This window comes from Mycobacterium sp. 1274756.6 (assembly GCF_001668625.1).
Taxonomy (GTDB): Bacteria; Actinomycetota; Actinomycetes; order Mycobacteriales; family Mycobacteriaceae; genus Mycobacterium.
The window spans coordinates 24519-39671 of the sequence record NZ_LZLJ01000048.1 but is presented as its reverse complement, the minus strand read 5'-3'; the positions used below and the strand labels follow the sequence as shown (position 1 = coordinate 39671).

Here is a 15153-nt window from a genome sequence, read left to right as displayed (position 1 = left end):
GGTGGCGCCGGCCCGAAACCGTCGGGAGTCCGCCTCGTGGCCCGCAGTGTGACCGGCGTCGCGAGCAAACATCCGGACGGGCGCGCCGAGTTGACGTGTTGCCCCGACGGTGCCACTATTGCTGATGCATGCACCTCGCTAGGTGAGGCGTCTGCACGGACATAGGCCACTGACCCTGAACGTCGAGAGACGCCCCGGGTCAGGACAGCTCCTCCCGGCTTAAGGGTTGAGCCCAAGTGGCTTCCGGTGACACCGGATACGCCGTGCAGTGTCAAAACTCAGACGAGAGGGGTGCGCATCCGACCGTTCCGGTCGGATGCTTCCTCCCCTGCTGTGCGCGCAAGACGGCACCCCCGTGTGCCCCGGCTGTGAGGAGGTGAGGGCGAGATTGAGTCCCAGCGATAGTCATTATCCGGCGTCGATGTTCAATCCGTTCCGATCCGGCCCCGGCAACCCTTCCGCTACCTGAATCAGGTTGCACCGCACTGTTTGACGCGCGTCTCCGCACGGTGGAAACGCGCCGGTCACCCTGCCTGAAGCGGAGTCGCGTGCCGTCGCGGATCCCGCATGCCCAGGGGGTTCCCATGTCCTTCATGTCTTTTGTCAGCACCCAGCCCGAATTTCTGGTCGCCGCCGCCGGCGAGCTCAGCGGCATCGGCACCGCGATCAACGCCGGCAACATGGCCGCGGCCGGCCCGACGACCGGGATTTTTCCGGCCGGCGCCGACGAGGTCTCCGCGCTGACCACCGCCCGGTTCGTCGCGCACGCGCAGTCCTATCAGGCGGTGGCCGCGCAGGCCGCTGCGATCCACGAGCAGTTCGTCACGCTGCTGGCCAGCAACGCCGACGCCTACGCGACCGCCGAAGCGGCCAATGCGGCGGGCGCCGCATAAGCGGAGAGGATCCGATCATGTTCGTTGATTTCGGAGCGCGCCCGCCTGAGGTCAACGCCTCGTTGATCTACGGCGGAGACGGCGCGGCAACGATGTTGGCCGCGGCCACGGCCTGGGACGGGTTGGCGATGAACCTGTCGAGCACCGCCGCCTCGTACAAGGCGGTGATCTCCCGCCTGACGGGCGAAGAGTGGCTGGGCCCGTCGGCGATGGCGATGGCGGCCAAGGTGACTCCGCACGCGCTGTGGATGGAGGCCACCGCCACCCAGGCCGAGCAGACCGCGATCCAGGCCAAGGCGGCGGCCGCGGCCTTCGACGCGGCTTTCGCCGCCACCACACCACCGCCGGTGATCGCGGCCAACCGCGCCCAGCAGGCGGCGCTGGTCGCGACCAACGTGCTGGGGCAGAACACCGCGGCGATCATGGCCACCGAGGCGCTGTATATGGAGATGTGGGCGCAGTGCGCCGCGGCGATGTACGGCTATGCGGCGGCGGCCTCGGCGGCCAGCCAGGTCACCCCGTTCTCGGCGCCGACGCAGACCCCCGACCCGGCCGGCCGGAGCCTGCAGGACGCCGCCAAGGAGAACGCGGTCGCCAACTCCGGCGGACAGGGACTCGTCGGGCAGACGTTGTCGAAGCTGTTCGACTCCACCGCAGGTGACGGCCTGTTCGGTGACGTCGGGGCGGCCGGGCTCGGCCCCAACGCCAACCTGTGGAACACCATCACCTCCACCGGCATGATCAACCCGGCCGTGGCGACCTCGATGATCGCCGACATGGCGGTGGTGCAGGAGTTCAACGAGGCCGTGCCCGGACGGTTCGCGCCCGGGATGCTGTCGCCGGGCAGCTTCACCCCGATGGGCCCGGGCGTGGGTTCGGCGATCGGGGCGACCAGCCTGGTCAGCGCCACGAGTCCGGCCGGACTGGCCGGGAGCGCCGGGGCGAGTTCGTCGGCGGTGACCGCCGGGCTCGGTCGGGCGGTCCCGGTCGGCACCCTGTCGGTGCCGGCGAGCTGGTCGGCGGCCAGCCCGGCGGCCGCCACCGCCAACGTGCTGCCGGGCCACAGCCCGGCCGCCGCTGCACCGATGGGCGGCCACGGCGCCCCGGGTGTCCCGCTGGCGGGGGCGTCGCGCGGCGCCGGGGTCACCGGCCCGCGCTACGGCATCCGCCCGGTCGTGATGGCCCGGCCGCCTGCCGCCGGCTACGCGCCGGACATTGTCTAACACAACAGTTTTCACGGAAAGGGGAACAGGAAAATGGCAGCTCGTTTTATGACCGATCCGCAGCTGATGCGGGATATGGCGGGACGTTTCGAGGTGCACGCTCAGACGGTGGAGGATGAGGCGCGGCGGATGTTCGCGTCGTCGCAGAACATCTCCGGTGCCGGCTGGAGCGGTATCGCGGAGCGGACGTCGTTGGACACGATGGGGCAGATGCAGGCCGCATTCCGCAACATCGTGAACATGTTGCACGGGGTGCGCGACGGGTTGATCCGCGACGCGAACGTCTATGAGCAGCAAGAGGCTGCGGCGCAGTCGAGCCTGAGCAGCTGACCACCAGCAGGGTTTTGAGAGGACGAGAACGATGACGATCAATTACCAGTTCGGGGATGTCAACGCCCACGGGGCGATGATCAAGGCCCAGGCCGCGGCGTTGGAGGCCGAGCACCAGGCGATCATTCGGGATGTGTTGATGGCCGGGGACTTTTGGGGTGGCGCGGGTTCGGCGGCGTGCCAGGAGTTCATCGCGCAGTTGGGCCGCAACTTCCAGGTGATCTACCAGCAGGCCGCCAGCCACGGCGCCAAGGTGCAGAACGCCGGCAACAACATGGCGTCCACCGACAGCGCGGTCGGCTCCAGCTGGCTGTAGGCGGACCGGGCACCGCCGGCGGGAGCTACTCGCCGGCGGTGGCCTGCTCGCGGGCCCACCGGTAGTCGGCCTTACCGGCCGGGCTGCGCACAATGGTGGACCGGAACACGATCGCCTTGGGCAGTTTGTACCGCGCGATCGACTGGGCCGCGTGGGCGATGAGCGCATCGGCGTCCGCCGCGGCGTTCTCGGCCAGCGCGACCACCGCGACCACCTCCTGGCCCCACCGCTCACTCGGGCGGCTGGCGACCACCACGTCGACGACGTCGGGGTGCGAGGCGATCGCCGACTCCACCTCCTCGGCGAAGATCTTCTCCCCGCCGGAGTTGATCGTCACCGAATCGCGGCCGAGCAACTCGATCGTGCCGCCGGCCAGGTGGCGGGCCCGGTCGCCGGGCACCGCGTGGCGCACGCCGCCGATGACCGGGAAGGTCGCGGCGGTCTTGGTGGCGTCGCCCTTGTACCCCAGCGGGACATAGCCGCGCTGGGCCAGCCAGCCCAGCCCCTCGTGCTCGGCCTCCAGGATCGCGCTGAGATCCTCGGCCACCACGCAGGTGTCCGGGCCGGCGGCGAACGTCCCGGTCGAGACCGCGCCGGAGGTCGACATGTGATGCATCTGCGCGCCGGTCTCCGAGGAGCCCACCGCATCGATCACCATCGCGTTGGGCAGCACCTCGATGACCTGCTGCTTGACCGACGGAGTCAGCATCGCCCCGCCGTTGGCCAGCACCATCAGCGACGACACGTCGGCGTCACCGGTGGTGATGGCCGCCACCAGCGGGCGCACCATGGCGTCGCCGACCACCGATATCGACATCACCTTCTCGCGCTCGATGGTGCGCACCACGTCCTCGGCGTCGAAATGGTCGACCACCGACGGGAACACCAGGGTCTGACCACCGGTGATGGCGGTCATCACCGCCCACTGCGCCGCCCCGTGGATCAGCGGCGGCAGGATCATCAGCTTGATCCCCGGGTTCTCGGTCACCCGCGCGATGATGTCGTCGATCGAGGTGACCGGCTCCCCGGTCATGATGTTGCGCCCGCCGAAGGACGCCATGAAGATGTCGTGCTGGCGCCACAGCACCCCCTTGGGCATCCCGGTCGTGCCGCCGGTGTAGAGCACGTACAGGTCGTCGGGGGAGGGGGTCACCGGCGGCGCGGGCTCGGCCCCGGCGACGACGGTCTCGTAGTCCACCGCCCCGTCGAGAAGCGGGTTACCCGAGTCGTCGGCGATCTGGATCAGCACGCGCAGGCCGGGCAGCTCCGGGAGCACCTCGGCCAGGGTCGGGGCGAACGCCGCGTGATAGACCAGCGCGCTGGCCCCGGAGTCGGCGAGCAGATAGGCCAGCTCCGCCTTCACGTAGCGGTAGTTGACGTTGAACGGCGCCACCCGGGCCCGGAAGCTGCCCAGCAGCGTCTCGACGAACTCGTTGCCGTTGTAGGCGTAGATGCCCAGCAGGTCCTGGCCGCATTCGTGACCGCCGAGGCCGTCCCGCTCGGTGTGGCAACCCAGCCCCTGGGAGTGCAGATAGGAGGCCAGCCGGTTGGCCCGCTCGACCACCTGACCGTAGGTGAACCGCCGGTCGCCCTGGACGATCAGTTCGCGGTCGGGGATCGCCGCGGCGATCGCGTCGACGACGGCGGGAACCGTGAATTGTGTCGGGGACGTCACCGTCGAGTCGGCGGTCTCGGACATCGTGCCTCCAAGTGCGGGTGATAACTCGCAGTGCACGGTACCGCCTCGGGTCACAGGCCGGTGGCCGCAGGTCGGTGCGCGATGCGGGTCACCGGGCTGCTAACGCCGAGGGCCGCCCCGGGCGACCCGGCGCCACACCAGCGTGGCGTGGCTGGTCTTCCCGCGCCGGCCGGTCATGGTCGCCGACAGCGTGAGGCGGTCACCGTCGAGGCGCGCTTGGCGGAACTGCGGGGCCGCCAACAGCTCCGGCGTGCTGGACATCTGCACGTCGTGGCGCAGCGTCGCGGTGTCCTCGTCGACGGAGAACCGGCCGCCGTAGGCCAGATAGCCGCTGCCGTCGTCGCGGGCCAGCTGCGCCGACATGTGCCCGTCGGCGGTGTAGAGGATCAGGCCCTGCGGGTCCTCGCCCAGCGGTGTCGACACCGCGCCGGTCTCGGCATCGGTCGACGAGAACGATTCCAGGTGCCAGCCGCCCAGCACCGCCTCGGCCAGAGCCATCAGCCCGTCACCGCCTTCCCCGGGGTGTGTCCCATGATGCGACGGTAGCTGTCGATGAACGCGCTCGGCGTGGCCCATCCGCACCGGGCGGCCACCGTGGTGACGTCCCGGCGCTCGGCGAGCAGCAGCAGCGCGTGGTGCAGCCGCAACTGGGTGCGCCATTGCGGATAGGTCAACGCGAACTCGTCGCGGAACAGCCGGCTCAGCGTCCGTTCGGCCACCCCGACCCGCTGCGCGAGCCGCCGGAGCGTCAGCGGGGTGCTGAGATTCTCTTCGACCAGGTCGCATGCTCGGCGCAGCCGGTCGTCGACCGGGGTCGGCAACCACAGTTGCCGCCCGGCCTCGGCGCGGTGCAGTTGGTCGACCAGCACCGCCAGCATGCGGTGGTGTGCGACGGAATCGACGTCGTTGCTCTGCGAGCAGGCGATGATGAGCTCGCGCAGCAGCGGCCCGACGGTGAGCACCGCCGGTGCGGCCGGCCCGCCCGGGTAGCGGCGCGGATCCAGGGCGACGCCGTGGAACTGGGTGTCGCCGTGGAAGCGGTGCTGATGCCACTGACCGGCCGGAATCCAGATGGCCCGGTTGGTGGGGGTGATCCAGGTGCCGGCCGGCGTGGTCACCGACACCGCACCCCGCGACGGATAGACCAACTGGTGCAGGCTGTGCCGGTGCCGATCGATGTGCGCCCCGGCCGCCACCGCCACCGACGCGGTCGCCGCCCGTTGGCTGATTTCCGACATAAGTCGGCAGAATACCGGAAGTACGCAACCGTCCCGCCGTCTTAACCTGGGGTCATGGCGATGAATTTGCTGCACCGCTGGCTGTGCAACTCCCGATTCTGGGCCGACGGCGTGCGCGACACGCTGCTGCCCTGGGCGCTGGCCGGCGTCGAACTGGGTCCCCGCACCTTGGAGATCGGTCCGGGCTACGGGGCGACCACCCGGGTGCTGGTCGAGCAGGCCGACGATCTCACCGCGGTCGAAGTGGATAAGACGATGGCCGAGCGGCTGCGGGAGCGGTTCGCCGGCCGTGCCGACATCCGCCACGCCGACGGCACCGCCACCGGTCTGCCCGACGACCACTTCAGCTCGGTGGTGTGTTTCACGATGCTGCATCACATCCCGACCGCGGCGATGCAGGACCGCCTGCTCGCCGAGGCGTACCGGGTGCTGCAGCCCGGCGGGGTGTTCGCCGGCAGCGACAGCCTGTCCTCGCTGCCGTTCCGGTTGATCCACCTCGGCGACATCTGCAACCCCCTGGAACCGGAGGCCTTGCGCGCCAAGCTGTCCGGGGCCGGCTTCGAGCAGATCGACGTCGCGGTGTCCGGGACGCGGCAACGCTGGCGGGCCAGGAAGGCCGCCGCGTAGCGCGGGGGTTGTTTACCGCTCCCGGCGCGCGGCCCGCACCAGCCCGCCGCCGATGATCAGGCGCTGGATCTCGCTGGTGCCCTCGTAGAGCCGCAGCAGCCGGACATCGCGGTAGATCCGCTCCACCGCGACCCCGCGCATGTACCCGCTGCCGCCGTGCACCTGCACCGCCAGATCGGCCACCCGCCCGGCCATCTCGGTGCAGAACAGCTTGGCCGCCGACGGCGCGATCCGGCGATCCTCGCCGGTGACCCACCGCCGGGCGGTGTCGCGCACCAGCGCCCGCCCGGCCAGCACGTCGGTCTGCTGGTCGGCCAGCATCGCCTGCACCAACTGGAAATCACCGATCGGGGTGCCGCCCTGGGTGGCCGTCGCGGCGTAGCCGACCGACTCGTCCAGGGCGCGCTGGGCGGTGCCGACCGCCAGCGCGGCGATGTGCACCCGGCCACGGGCCAGCGAGGTCATCGCCGCCCGGTAACCGACATCCTCGTCGCCGCCGACCAGCGCGGCCGCCGGCACCCGCACGTCGGTGAAGCCGACGTCGGCGGTCCAGGCGCCCTCCTGACCCATCTTGGCGTCCTTGGCGCCGACCTCGACCCCGGCCGCGTCCGCGGGCACCAGGAACACCGCGATGCCGGCGCCCGCGGCGTCGGCGGGCCGGGTGCGGGCGAACACCACGAACAGGTCGGCAACCGGGGCGTTGGTGATGAACCGCTTCTGCCCGGAGATCAGCCAGTCGCCGCCGTCGCGCACCGCGGTGGTGCGCAACCCGGCCGGGTTGGAGCCCGCACCGGGTTCGGTCAGCGCGAACGACGCGACCACCTCCCCGGCGGCGATCGGCGCCAGCCAGCGCTGCTTCTGCTCCTCGGTGCCGAAGCCGACCAGCACCTGCCCGGCGATGCCGTTGTTGGTGCCGAACATCGACCGCAGCGCCAGCGAGGTGTAGCCCAACTCCATCGCCAACTCGACGTCCTGGGCCAGGTCCAGTCCCAGGCCGCCCCACTGCTGCGGGATCGCGTAACCGAACAGCCCCATCGCGGCGGCCTGCGCACGCAACTCGTCGGGCACCCGGTCGGCGTCGGCGATCTCGGCCTCCCGCGGCACCACCACCGACCGCACGAAACGGCGCACCTGGGCCAGGATCTCGGCGAAATCCTCGGGGCTGACGTCTTCGGCGGGCGGACTCATCGGCTGACACCCTCTTTCGTGGCGGACCATCCTCGGTGCGTTCGGAGCGACCGGCCGGAGACGAGCCCGGCCTCGCCGACGCAGATCGTATATGAAATAGGATGCGGAGGGAGGACGCGAGAGAGGCGGTGCAAGATGGCGTTGCTGACCGATCGGACCGCGGTGATCACCGGCGGTGCGCAAGGCCTCGGACTGGCGATCGCCCAGCGGTTCGTCAGCGAGGGCGCCCGGGTCGTCCTCGCCGACCTCGACCTCGCGCAGGCCGAGCAGGCCGCCCGCGAACTCGGGACCGAGGTCGCCGCCGCACTCGCCTGCGACGTCACCCGCGCAACCGATGTCGAGCATCTGGTCAGCACCACCGTCGAACGCTTCGGCGCCCTCGACATCATGGTCAACAACGCCGGGATCACCCGTGACGCCACCTTGCGCACGATGACCGAAGAGCAGTTCGACGATGTCATCGCGGTTCACCTCAAGGGCACCTGGCATGGACTTCGCGCCGCAGCGGCGGTCATGCGCGAGGCCAAGCGCGGCGCCATCGTCAACATGTCCTCGCTGTCGGGCAAGGTCGGCCTGGTGGGGCAGACCAACTATTCGGCCGCCAAGGCCGGCATCGTGGGCATGACCAAAGCCGCGGCCAAGGAGCTCGCCCACCACGGGGTGCGGGTCAACGCCATCGCGCCGGGGCTGATCCGCTCGGCGATGACCGAGGCGATGCCGCAACGCATCTGGGACGCCAAGCTCGCGGAGGTTCCGATGGGGCGTGCCGGCGAACCCGACGAGGTGGCCGGTGTGGCGCTGTTTTTGGCCTCCGACCTGTCCTCCTACATGACCGGCACGGTGCTCGACGTCACCGGCGGGCGGTTCATGTGAACCACCCGGCGCGGCGCGAGGTCGTCATCTGCTCGCCGGTACGGACCCCGATCGGCCGCTACGGCGGGGTGTTCGCCGCGCTGACCGCGGTCGACCTGGCGGTCACGGCGCTGCGCGGGCTGCTCGAGCGCACCGCGATCCCGGCCGACGCGATCGACGACGTGGTCCTCGGGCACTGCTATCCCAGCAGCGACGCCCCGGCTATCGGGCGGGTGGTGGCGCTGGATGCGGGACTGCCGGTGACCGTGCCGGGAATGCAGGTCGACCGGCGCTGCGGCTCGGGGCTGCAGGCGATCATCCAGGCCTGCCTGCAGGTCGGTGCCGGCGACGCCGACCTCGTCGTCGCCGGCGGCACCGAGAGCATGAGCAACGTGCCGTTCTACTCCACCGACATGCGGTGGGGCGCGGGCCGAACCGGCGTCACCGTCCACGACGGGCTGGTGCGCGGCCGACTGACGGCCGGCGGCCGGAACCACCCGGTCCCCGGCGGAATGCTCGAGACCGCGGAGAACCTGCGCCGCCGCTACTCCCTCTCCCGGGCAGCGCAGGACGAACTCGCGGTGACCTCCCACCAGCGGGCGACCACCGCCCAGCGCACCGGGGTCTTCGCCGAGGAGATCATCCCGGCCCCGGTGAGCGCGCGCGACGGCGACCGCGTGGTCGACACCGACGAGCACCCCCGCGCCGACACCACGATGGACACCCTGGGGCGGCTGCGCCCGGTGCTGGGCCGGCAGGACCCCGACGCCACCGTCACCGCGGGCAATGCCAGCGGCCAGAACGACGCCGCGGCGCTGTGCGTGGTGACCACCCGCGCCCGCGCCGACGAACTGGGGCTGCGCCCGCTGGTGGCGCCGGTGTCCTGGGGTGTGGCCGGGGTCGCTCCCGAGATCATGGGCATCGGCCCGGTCCCGGCCACCGAGGTCGCGCTGCGCCGGGCCGGCCTGCGGCTGGCTGACCTCGACCTGATCGAACTCAACGAGGCTTTCGCGGCCCAAGCCCTCGCCGTGATGGCCGAGTGGGGCTTCGACGACGGCGACCGGCAGCGCACCAACGTGCACGGCTCCGGGATCTCACTGGGTCACCCGGTCGGTGCGACCGGCGCGCGGATGGTGGGCACCCTGGCCCGCGAACTCGGGCGCCGCGACGCCCGCTACGGCCTGGTGACCATGTGCATCGGCGGCGGGCAGGGCTTGGCGGCGGTGTTCGAGCGGGCCGGCTGACCGGCCCGGGTGGACCACACAACGAAGGGACGACCATGACCAGGCTCGCGCAGACCCTCGGGCTCACCGACGAGCAGAGCGACATCATCGCCACGGTGCGCCGTTTCGTCGACAAGGAGGTCATCCCCAACGCGCCGGAGTTCGAGCGCACCGACACCTATCCGCAACCCCTCGTCGACACCATGCGGCAGATGGGGCTGTTCGGGTTGATGATCCCGGAATCCTATGGCGGGCTGGGGGAGTCGCTGCTGACCTACGCGCTGTGCGTGGAGGAGCTGGCCCGCGGCTGGATGAGCATCTCCGGGGTGCTCAACACCCACTTCATCGTCGCCTACATGCTGCGCCAGCACGGCACCGACAGCCAGAAGCAGCGGTTCCTGCCGCGGATGGCCACCGGCGAGACCCGCGGCGCCTTCTCGATGTCCGAACCCGAACTGGGCTCCGACGTCGCCGCCATCCGCACCCACGCCACCCGCGGCGACGACGGCGACTACACCATCAACGGCCAGAAGATGTGGCTGACCAACGGCGGCAGTTCCACGCTGGTGGCCGTGCTGGTGCGCACCGACGAGGGCGCGGAGAAACCGCACCGCAACCTCACCGCCTTCCTGGTCGAAAAGCCCACCGGCTTCGGGGAAGTCCTGCCCGGCGTGGTCATCCCCGGCACGATCGACAAGCTGGGCTACAAGGGCATCGACACCACCGAGCTGATCTTCGACGGCTATCGCGCCGCCGCCGACGACGTGCTGGGCGGCCAGCCGGGGCGCGGGTTCTTCCAGATGATGGACGGCATCGAGGTCGGCCGGGTCAACGTCGCGGCCCGCGCCTGCGGCCTCGGGGTTCGCGCCTTCGAACTCGCGGTGCGCTACGCCCAGCAGCGCGAGACCTTCGGCAAACCGATCGCCGAACATCAGGCCATCGCCTTCCGGCTCGCCGAGATGGCCACCAAAGTCGAAGCCGCCCACCTGATGATGGTCAACGCCGCCCGGCTCAAGGACTCCGGCGAGCGCAACGATGTCGCCGCGGGCATGGCCAAATACCTGGCCAGCGAGTACTGCGCGGAAGTCACCCAGCAGAGCTTCCGCATCCACGGCGGCTACGGCTACTCCAAGGAGTACGAGATCGAACGATTGATGCGCGACGCGCCGTTCCTGCTGATCGGCGAGGGCACCAGCGAGATCCAGAAGCAGATCATCAGCAAGCGGCTGCTCGCCGACTACCGGGTCTGACGGTGACCAGCGCGGAGTTTCCACCCCGCTCCCAGCTCTCCGAGCAGGTGGCCCACTACGTGCGCAGCCGCATCTTCGACGGCAGCTACCCCGCGGGATCGTTTGTGCGACTGGATCAGCTGGCCGCCGATCTGGGGATCAGCGTGACCCCGGTGCGCGAAGCGTTGGTGGGCCTGCGCGCCGAGGGCCTGCTCGACCAGCAGCCGCATCGCGGCTTCGTGGTCTTGCCGCTCACCGACCGCGACATCAGTGACGTCTCGGCGGTGCAGGCCCACATCGGCGGCGAACTGGCCGCCCGCGCGGCCGACGGCATCGACGAGGACCGACTCGACGAGCTCCACCGGGTGCAGGCCCAGCTGGAGCAGGCCTACCGCCGCGGCGACGACCCGGCCGCGGTCCGGCTCAACCACGAGTTCCACCGCCTCATCAACGTGGCCGCCGGTTCCCCCAAACTGGCCCAGCTGATGTCGCAGATCACCCGCTACGCCCCCGAGTCGGTGTTCCCCCTGGTCGCGGGCTGGCCGACGACATCGAAGCACCACCACCGGCAGATCCTGGCGGCACTGGGCCGGCGCGACCGCGAGGGCGCCCGCACGGCGATGGCCGAACATCTCGCCGCCGGCGCGGAACCGATGATCGCCCACCTGCGCGCCCACGGCGTGCTGCATCCCGGCGCCGGCGGTTGACCGCCGAGCGGTTCCTCCGTGCCGCTCAGGCGAGCCGGTCGGTCAATGACCCATGCTCGCCGAACAGCCGGCGCACCCATTCGGCGAGCAACGCGGAGTTGTCGTTGTCGTCGGGATGAAACCCGACCCGCAGGTAGTCGCGCAGCCGACGCAGCACCGAGCGGGTGATGAACGGTGAATGACGCAGCGCAGCAATGCTTCTGAGCAGCCGGACCGGATGATAGGCGGCCCGGTCGGCGAGCACCGACAGGGTGGTGTTCAGGACCACCACCCCGAGGAACGTGCAGCTGGTGATCACCATCGCGAGGATTCGCATGCGTTCGGTCCCGCCGACGGCGCGGTAGGTGTCGAACGCGACCGCCTTGTGCTCGGACTCCTCCAGCGCATGCCACAGCAGCACCGACCGGACCTCGCTGTCGCCGAGCGCCTCACGGGCGACGGGATCGGAGAGCAGGGTTTCGGCGAGCGTGGCCGTGTAGTGCTCCAGGGCGGCGGTCACCGCCAGCCGGTAGCGCGGGCCGGTCCACCGTTCGAGGCGGGCCAACCCGTTCTTGGTGCGCCGGTCGACCCGACGGGTGGGATAACCCAGCTGCTGCAGCCGGTCGTTGAGCTCCCGGTGCTGGCGGCCGTGGGTGACCTCTTGTCCGGTGAAGCCGGCGATCGCCGTGCTCAACTCGGGATCGCTGATCCGGTCCGCGAAATAGCGCACCGACCGCACGAAGAAGTCCTCGCCCTCGGGAAACAGGGCCGACAACACCGCCACCACGTGGCTCAGCACCAGGTCCCCCTGGACGTAATGGCGGTCCAACGGCGGAGCGTCGTAGCGGAAGTGGATTCGGCGCACCTTGATCGGCCCAGCCGGCCGTCGGCCGTTGGCCGGGGGCACGAGTGCGGACATAGCTCCCACGGTACCCCTGGTACCGGATATTTTTACCGGGTTTTCTGGGGCGTGACGGGTAGCCCGAGACCCGGCGCCGCCCGGTCCGGTCCGTCCCTGCGGACCTTGCGGGCGTTGAGCGCGACCCCCACCGCGGCGATCGCCCAGATGAGGTACTGGGTGAGCCAGGCCGCCCGGAACGCCTCGAAGGACCAGGCGTCCCCGGCCCCGATGATCAGCCCCATCAGTTGCATCACCAGCAGGGACGCCAGGAAGCCGCCCATGTTGACCGTGCCCTGCGCGGTGCCCAGCGAGGCCGGCGGGTTGAAGTCGCGGGCGAAATCGAAGGCGAGCAACGACACCGGTTGCGCCGCCGAGATCACCACCACCAGCGCCACCAGCAGCCAGCCGGGTGAGCGGGCCGGCAGTGCCAGCACCGTCGCCCACATCAGCGCACATCCGGCGACGGTGCCCATAACCAGCCGCGGCCGGGCCGACGGGTGGCGTCCGCTGAACAACCCGACCAGCACCCCGGTGACGATGAACACCAGCACCGACAAGGTGAGCAGCGCACTGGCGTTGCTGCGCGAGAGGCCTTGCGCCTTCGTCAGATACGGCACACCCCACATCAGGACGAAGACGGTCAACGGGAACTGGGTGCCCATGTGGGTGAAGAACCCCAACCGGGTGCCCGGGCGAGCCAGCACCGTGGGCACCGCGGCCAGCCGCTCGCGCAGCCGCGGTGCCTCGGCGTGCGTCTCGTGTCCGTGCGGGGTGTCGCGGACCAGGGCCAACGTCAGCGCCAAGGCCACGACGCTCAGCGCCGCCACCGAGACGTAGGCGACGGTCCAGCCGGAGTGCAGCAGCAGCGCCAGGAAGGGCACCGCGGACAGGATCTGTCCGGTCTGGCCGCACAACGCGGTCAGCTGGGTGATCAGCGGCGCCCGGGACGAGCGGAACCAGTTGGGGATCAGCCGGATGACGGCGATGAAGGTCAACGCATCGCCGAACCCGACCAACGCATAGGCGCTGATAGCCACCGGCAGTGATCCGGTGACGCCCATCACCAGCTGGCCGACGGCCATCACCGCGGCGCCGGAGGCGATCATCCGCCGCGGTCCGAAGTGGTCCAGCAGCACCCCGGCGGGGATCTGCATGGCGGCGTAGACGATCACCTGCAGCACCACGAACCACGACAACACCCCGGGGCTGACGGCGAACCGGTCGGCGGCGTCCAGACCCGACACCCCGAACGTGGTGCGGTTGAGCACGGCCACGATGTAGGCGATCAGCCCGGTCGACCACACAATCCAGGCGCGCACCCGTCGATTGTGCCTGCCCGGGCACCGGTGGGCATAACCGACTTTCCGCGCTACCGTCGAAGTCGGTGGTCGCCACCGGGGGAGTGGCCCGGGAACGGGAGAACCGTGGGCACTGCCGCTCGCCGGACAGGCACGGAAAACGTCGAAAACGAGGAGGCCTCTTGCCGAACCCGACCGACCAGTCGACCGCCGCGCGCCCGGAGCGCCACCGCGATCCCACCAAGGGGTATGTGGCGTTGCTGGGGTGGAGCCTCAACGCCGTCGACGCGTTGGAACGCTTCGACCGGCGTTATGTGGTGGTCGCCCCGGATTGGGCAGAGGAATACTGCCAGCAACACAACATCCCCTACATCCCCTGGAACTTCGAGCGGCTCAACGAACGCTCCATGGAGATCGCCGAGACCCTCCAGGACCGCGGCGTCGACGTCGCGATCCCGCTGTTCGAGGAGACCGTGGAGTGGGCGGGCGCGATCAACTCGGTGCTGCTGGACAACCCCCGGCTGCTGGGCCAGTCGATGCTGCTGCGGGACAAGTCGCTGATGAAGCGCCGCGCCCAACTCGGCGGCATCCGGGTCGGCATCTTCGAGGAGGCCCTCGACCGCGACGACGTCATCCGGTTTCTCAAGCGGGTCAACCAGACCCTGCTGAAACTCGACGGCGACCCCAACGACCCGATCCACATCAAGGCGTTCGACAAGGCGGGCTGCCTCGGCCACCGGGTGATCCGCACCCCCGACGACGTCGACGCGATCCCCGACGAGGAGTTCCCGGCGCTGATGGAGTCCCACCTCGACGGCTGGGAGTTCGCCGTCGAGGCCTGGGTGCACAACGGCAAGATCCGGTTCCTCAACATCTCCGAATACGTGACGCTGGGCTATTCGGTGTTCGTGCCGGCCTCCCCGGAGCTGGAGAAGCACCGCCCGGAGATCACCCGCCAGGTCGAGAAGCTGATCAAGGCCTTCGACATCGACTTCGGCTTCGTGCACCCGGAGTACTTCGTCACCAGCGACGGCGAGATGTACTTCGGTGAGGTCGCCTACCGGCCGCCGGGCTTCAAGGTCTTCGAACTGATCGAGCGCGTCTACGGGTTCAACGCCTACCAAGCGCTGGTGCTCGCCTTCGACCCGAAGGCCACCGACGAGGAGCTTGAGGCGTTCTTCCCGAAGGAGGTCGTCGACGCCAAGGGGCACGCCGGCTGCTTCGGGGTGTATCCGCGGCGCCGGGTGGTCAACCGGCTGGCGATGCCCGAGGAGACCGAGGACCACGAGTACTTCGAGTCCCACGAGCTCACCGCCCCGCTGGAGGAGACGGTGACCAAGCGGACGGCGTTCGGGACGCACTGGGGCCTGGTGTACTTCTTCGGTGACGACCCCTACGAGATGCGGCGCCTGCTCAAGCGACAGGAAGAACTCGACTTCTACGTTTGATT

The 15153-nt window shown here is 70.0% G+C and carries 16 protein-coding genes and 1 riboswitch; of the genes, 10 read left to right on the top strand and 6 right to left on the bottom strand.

Annotated features, from left to right (window positions below; all coding sequences use genetic code 11):
• Positions 1-127: 127 nt before the first annotated feature.
• Positions 128-298, top strand: a riboswitch (M-box (ykoK) riboswitch).
• Between the two features lie 295 nt (positions 299-593).
• Genes A5643_RS06075 through A5643_RS06060 form a run of 4 tightly spaced genes read left to right on the top strand, consistent with a single transcriptional unit; the run spans position 594 to position 2762 of the window.
• A complete protein-coding gene (locus A5643_RS06075; protein WP_066853026.1) occupies positions 594-893 on the top strand; it encodes a PE family protein in 300 nt (99 codons plus the stop codon).
• A gap of 17 nt (positions 894-910) precedes the next feature.
• On the top strand, positions 911-2116 hold the full coding sequence (locus tag A5643_RS06070) for a PPE family protein (RefSeq protein WP_066852985.1): 1206 nt from the start codon (positions 911-913) through the stop codon (positions 2114-2116).
• Between the two features lie 33 nt (positions 2117-2149).
• Positions 2150-2446: a WXG100 family type VII secretion target gene (locus tag A5643_RS06065; RefSeq protein ID WP_066852983.1), complete on the top strand. Its 297-nt coding sequence runs from the start codon at positions 2150-2152 to the stop codon at positions 2444-2446.
• 31 nt (positions 2447-2477) lie between these two features.
• On the top strand, positions 2478-2762 hold the full coding sequence (locus A5643_RS06060; protein WP_066852980.1) for a WXG100 family type VII secretion target: 285 nt from the start codon (positions 2478-2480) through the stop codon (positions 2760-2762).
• 25 nt (positions 2763-2787) lie between these two features.
• On the opposite strand, the gene A5643_RS06055 is transcribed toward A5643_RS06060, so the two are convergent.
• The 3 genes from A5643_RS06055 to A5643_RS06045 form a co-directional block, all read right to left on the bottom strand.
• Positions 2788-4461 carry an acyl-CoA synthetase gene (locus A5643_RS06055; protein WP_066852978.1) on the bottom strand — a complete coding sequence of 558 codons (1674 nt, stop codon included), beginning with the start codon at positions 4459-4461 and terminating at the stop codon, positions 2788-2790.
• A 99-nt stretch (positions 4462-4560) separates the two neighbouring features.
• Positions 4561-4959 (bottom strand): lipocalin-like domain-containing protein, encoded by a 399-nt coding sequence (locus A5643_RS06050; RefSeq protein WP_066852976.1) that lies wholly within the window; start codon positions 4957-4959, stop codon positions 4561-4563.
• Positions 4959-5699, bottom strand: a complete 741-nt coding sequence (locus A5643_RS06045) for an AraC family transcriptional regulator (RefSeq protein ID WP_066852974.1) — start codon at positions 5697-5699, stop codon at positions 4959-4961. The genes A5643_RS06050 and A5643_RS06045 overlap by 1 nt, the downstream gene beginning before the upstream one ends.
• A gap of 54 nt (positions 5700-5753) precedes the next feature.
• Here A5643_RS06045 and A5643_RS06040 point away from each other — a divergent pair, with 54 nt between their 5' ends.
• Entirely contained in the window at positions 5754-6326 is a 573-nt protein-coding gene (locus A5643_RS06040) for a class I SAM-dependent methyltransferase (RefSeq protein WP_066852972.1), read from the top strand.
• A 12-nt stretch (positions 6327-6338) separates the two neighbouring features.
• Here A5643_RS06040 and A5643_RS06035 read toward each other — a convergent pair whose 3' ends face one another.
• Positions 6339-7514 (bottom strand): acyl-CoA dehydrogenase family protein, encoded by a 1176-nt coding sequence (locus A5643_RS06035; RefSeq protein WP_066852970.1) that lies wholly within the window; start codon positions 7512-7514, stop codon positions 6339-6341.
• Between the two features lie 135 nt (positions 7515-7649).
• Between A5643_RS06035 and fabG the strand changes: the two genes are divergently transcribed.
• Genes fabG through A5643_RS06015 form a run of 4 tightly spaced genes read left to right on the top strand, consistent with a single transcriptional unit; the run spans position 7650 to position 11525 of the window.
• Positions 7650-8387 (top strand): 3-oxoacyl-ACP reductase FabG, encoded by a 738-nt coding sequence (fabG, locus tag A5643_RS06030; RefSeq protein ID WP_066852968.1) that lies wholly within the window; start codon positions 7650-7652, stop codon positions 8385-8387.
• Complete coding sequence (locus A5643_RS06025) at positions 8384-9610, top strand: acetyl-CoA C-acetyltransferase (RefSeq protein ID WP_066852966.1); 1227 nt, start codon at positions 8384-8386, stop codon at positions 9608-9610. The genes fabG and A5643_RS06025 overlap by 4 nt, the downstream gene beginning before the upstream one ends.
• Before the next feature lie 35 nt (positions 9611-9645).
• A complete protein-coding gene (locus A5643_RS06020; protein ID WP_066852964.1) occupies positions 9646-10839 on the top strand; it encodes an acyl-CoA dehydrogenase family protein in 1194 nt (397 codons plus the stop codon).
• 2 nt (positions 10840-10841) lie between these two features.
• Positions 10842-11525 carry a GntR family transcriptional regulator gene (locus A5643_RS06015; protein WP_066852962.1) on the top strand — a complete coding sequence of 228 codons (684 nt, stop codon included), beginning with the start codon at positions 10842-10844 and terminating at the stop codon, positions 11523-11525.
• Between the two features lie 25 nt (positions 11526-11550).
• On the opposite strand, the gene A5643_RS06010 is transcribed toward A5643_RS06015, so the two are convergent.
• Together A5643_RS06010 and A5643_RS06005 are read right to left on the bottom strand one after the other, a co-directional pair.
• Positions 11551-12423 carry a metal-dependent hydrolase gene (locus A5643_RS06010; protein ID WP_066852960.1) on the bottom strand — a complete coding sequence of 291 codons (873 nt, stop codon included), beginning with the start codon at positions 12421-12423 and terminating at the stop codon, positions 11551-11553.
• A gap of 32 nt (positions 12424-12455) precedes the next feature.
• On the bottom strand, positions 12456-13724 hold the full coding sequence (locus tag A5643_RS06005) for an MFS transporter (RefSeq protein WP_066852958.1): 1269 nt from the start codon (positions 13722-13724) through the stop codon (positions 12456-12458).
• Between the two features lie 386 nt (positions 13725-14110).
• On the opposite strand from A5643_RS06005, the gene A5643_RS06000 reads away from it, so the two are divergent.
• Positions 14111-15151, top strand: coding sequence for an ATP-grasp domain-containing protein (locus A5643_RS06000; protein WP_231995474.1), 1041 nt, complete (start codon positions 14111-14113; stop codon positions 15149-15151).
• The last annotated feature ends 2 nt before the right edge of the window (positions 15152-15153 follow it).

Bases quoted from the DNA above. Each gene is read 5' to 3' on its own strand.
- A5643_RS06075 (WP_066853026.1), top strand. From the start codon at position 594: ATGTCTTTTGTCAGCACCCAGCCCGAATTTCTGGTCGCCGCCGCCGGC.
- A5643_RS06050 (WP_066852976.1), bottom strand. From the start codon at position 4,959: ATGGCTCTGGCCGAGGCGGTGCTGGGCGGCTGGCACCTGGAATCGTTC.
- fabG (WP_066852968.1), top strand. From the start codon at position 7,650: ATGGCGTTGCTGACCGATCGGACCGCGGTGATCACCGGCGGTGCGCAA.
- A5643_RS06020 (WP_066852964.1), top strand. From the start codon at position 9,646: ATGACCAGGCTCGCGCAGACCCTCGGGCTCACCGACGAGCAGAGCGAC.
- A5643_RS06035 (WP_066852970.1), bottom strand. From the start codon at position 7,514: ATGAGTCCGCCCGCCGAAGACGTCAGCCCCGAGGATTTCGCCGAGATC.
- A5643_RS06040 (WP_066852972.1), top strand. From the start codon at position 5,754: ATGGCGATGAATTTGCTGCACCGCTGGCTGTGCAACTCCCGATTCTGG.
- A5643_RS06000 (WP_231995474.1), top strand. From the start codon at position 14,111: ATGGAGATCGCCGAGACCCTCCAGGACCGCGGCGTCGACGTCGCGATC.
- A5643_RS06060 (WP_066852980.1), top strand. From the start codon at position 2,478: ATGACGATCAATTACCAGTTCGGGGATGTCAACGCCCACGGGGCGATG.
- A5643_RS06055 (WP_066852978.1), bottom strand. From the start codon at position 4,461: ATGTCCGAGACCGCCGACTCGACGGTGACGTCCCCGACACAATTCACG.
- A5643_RS06045 (WP_066852974.1), bottom strand. From the start codon at position 5,699: ATGTCGGAAATCAGCCAACGGGCGGCGACCGCGTCGGTGGCGGTGGCG.
- A5643_RS06065 (WP_066852983.1), top strand. From the start codon at position 2,150: ATGGCAGCTCGTTTTATGACCGATCCGCAGCTGATGCGGGATATGGCG.
- A5643_RS06010 (WP_066852960.1), bottom strand. From the start codon at position 12,423: ATGTCCGCACTCGTGCCCCCGGCCAACGGCCGACGGCCGGCTGGGCCG.
- A5643_RS06070 (WP_066852985.1), top strand. From the start codon at position 911: ATGTTCGTTGATTTCGGAGCGCGCCCGCCTGAGGTCAACGCCTCGTTG.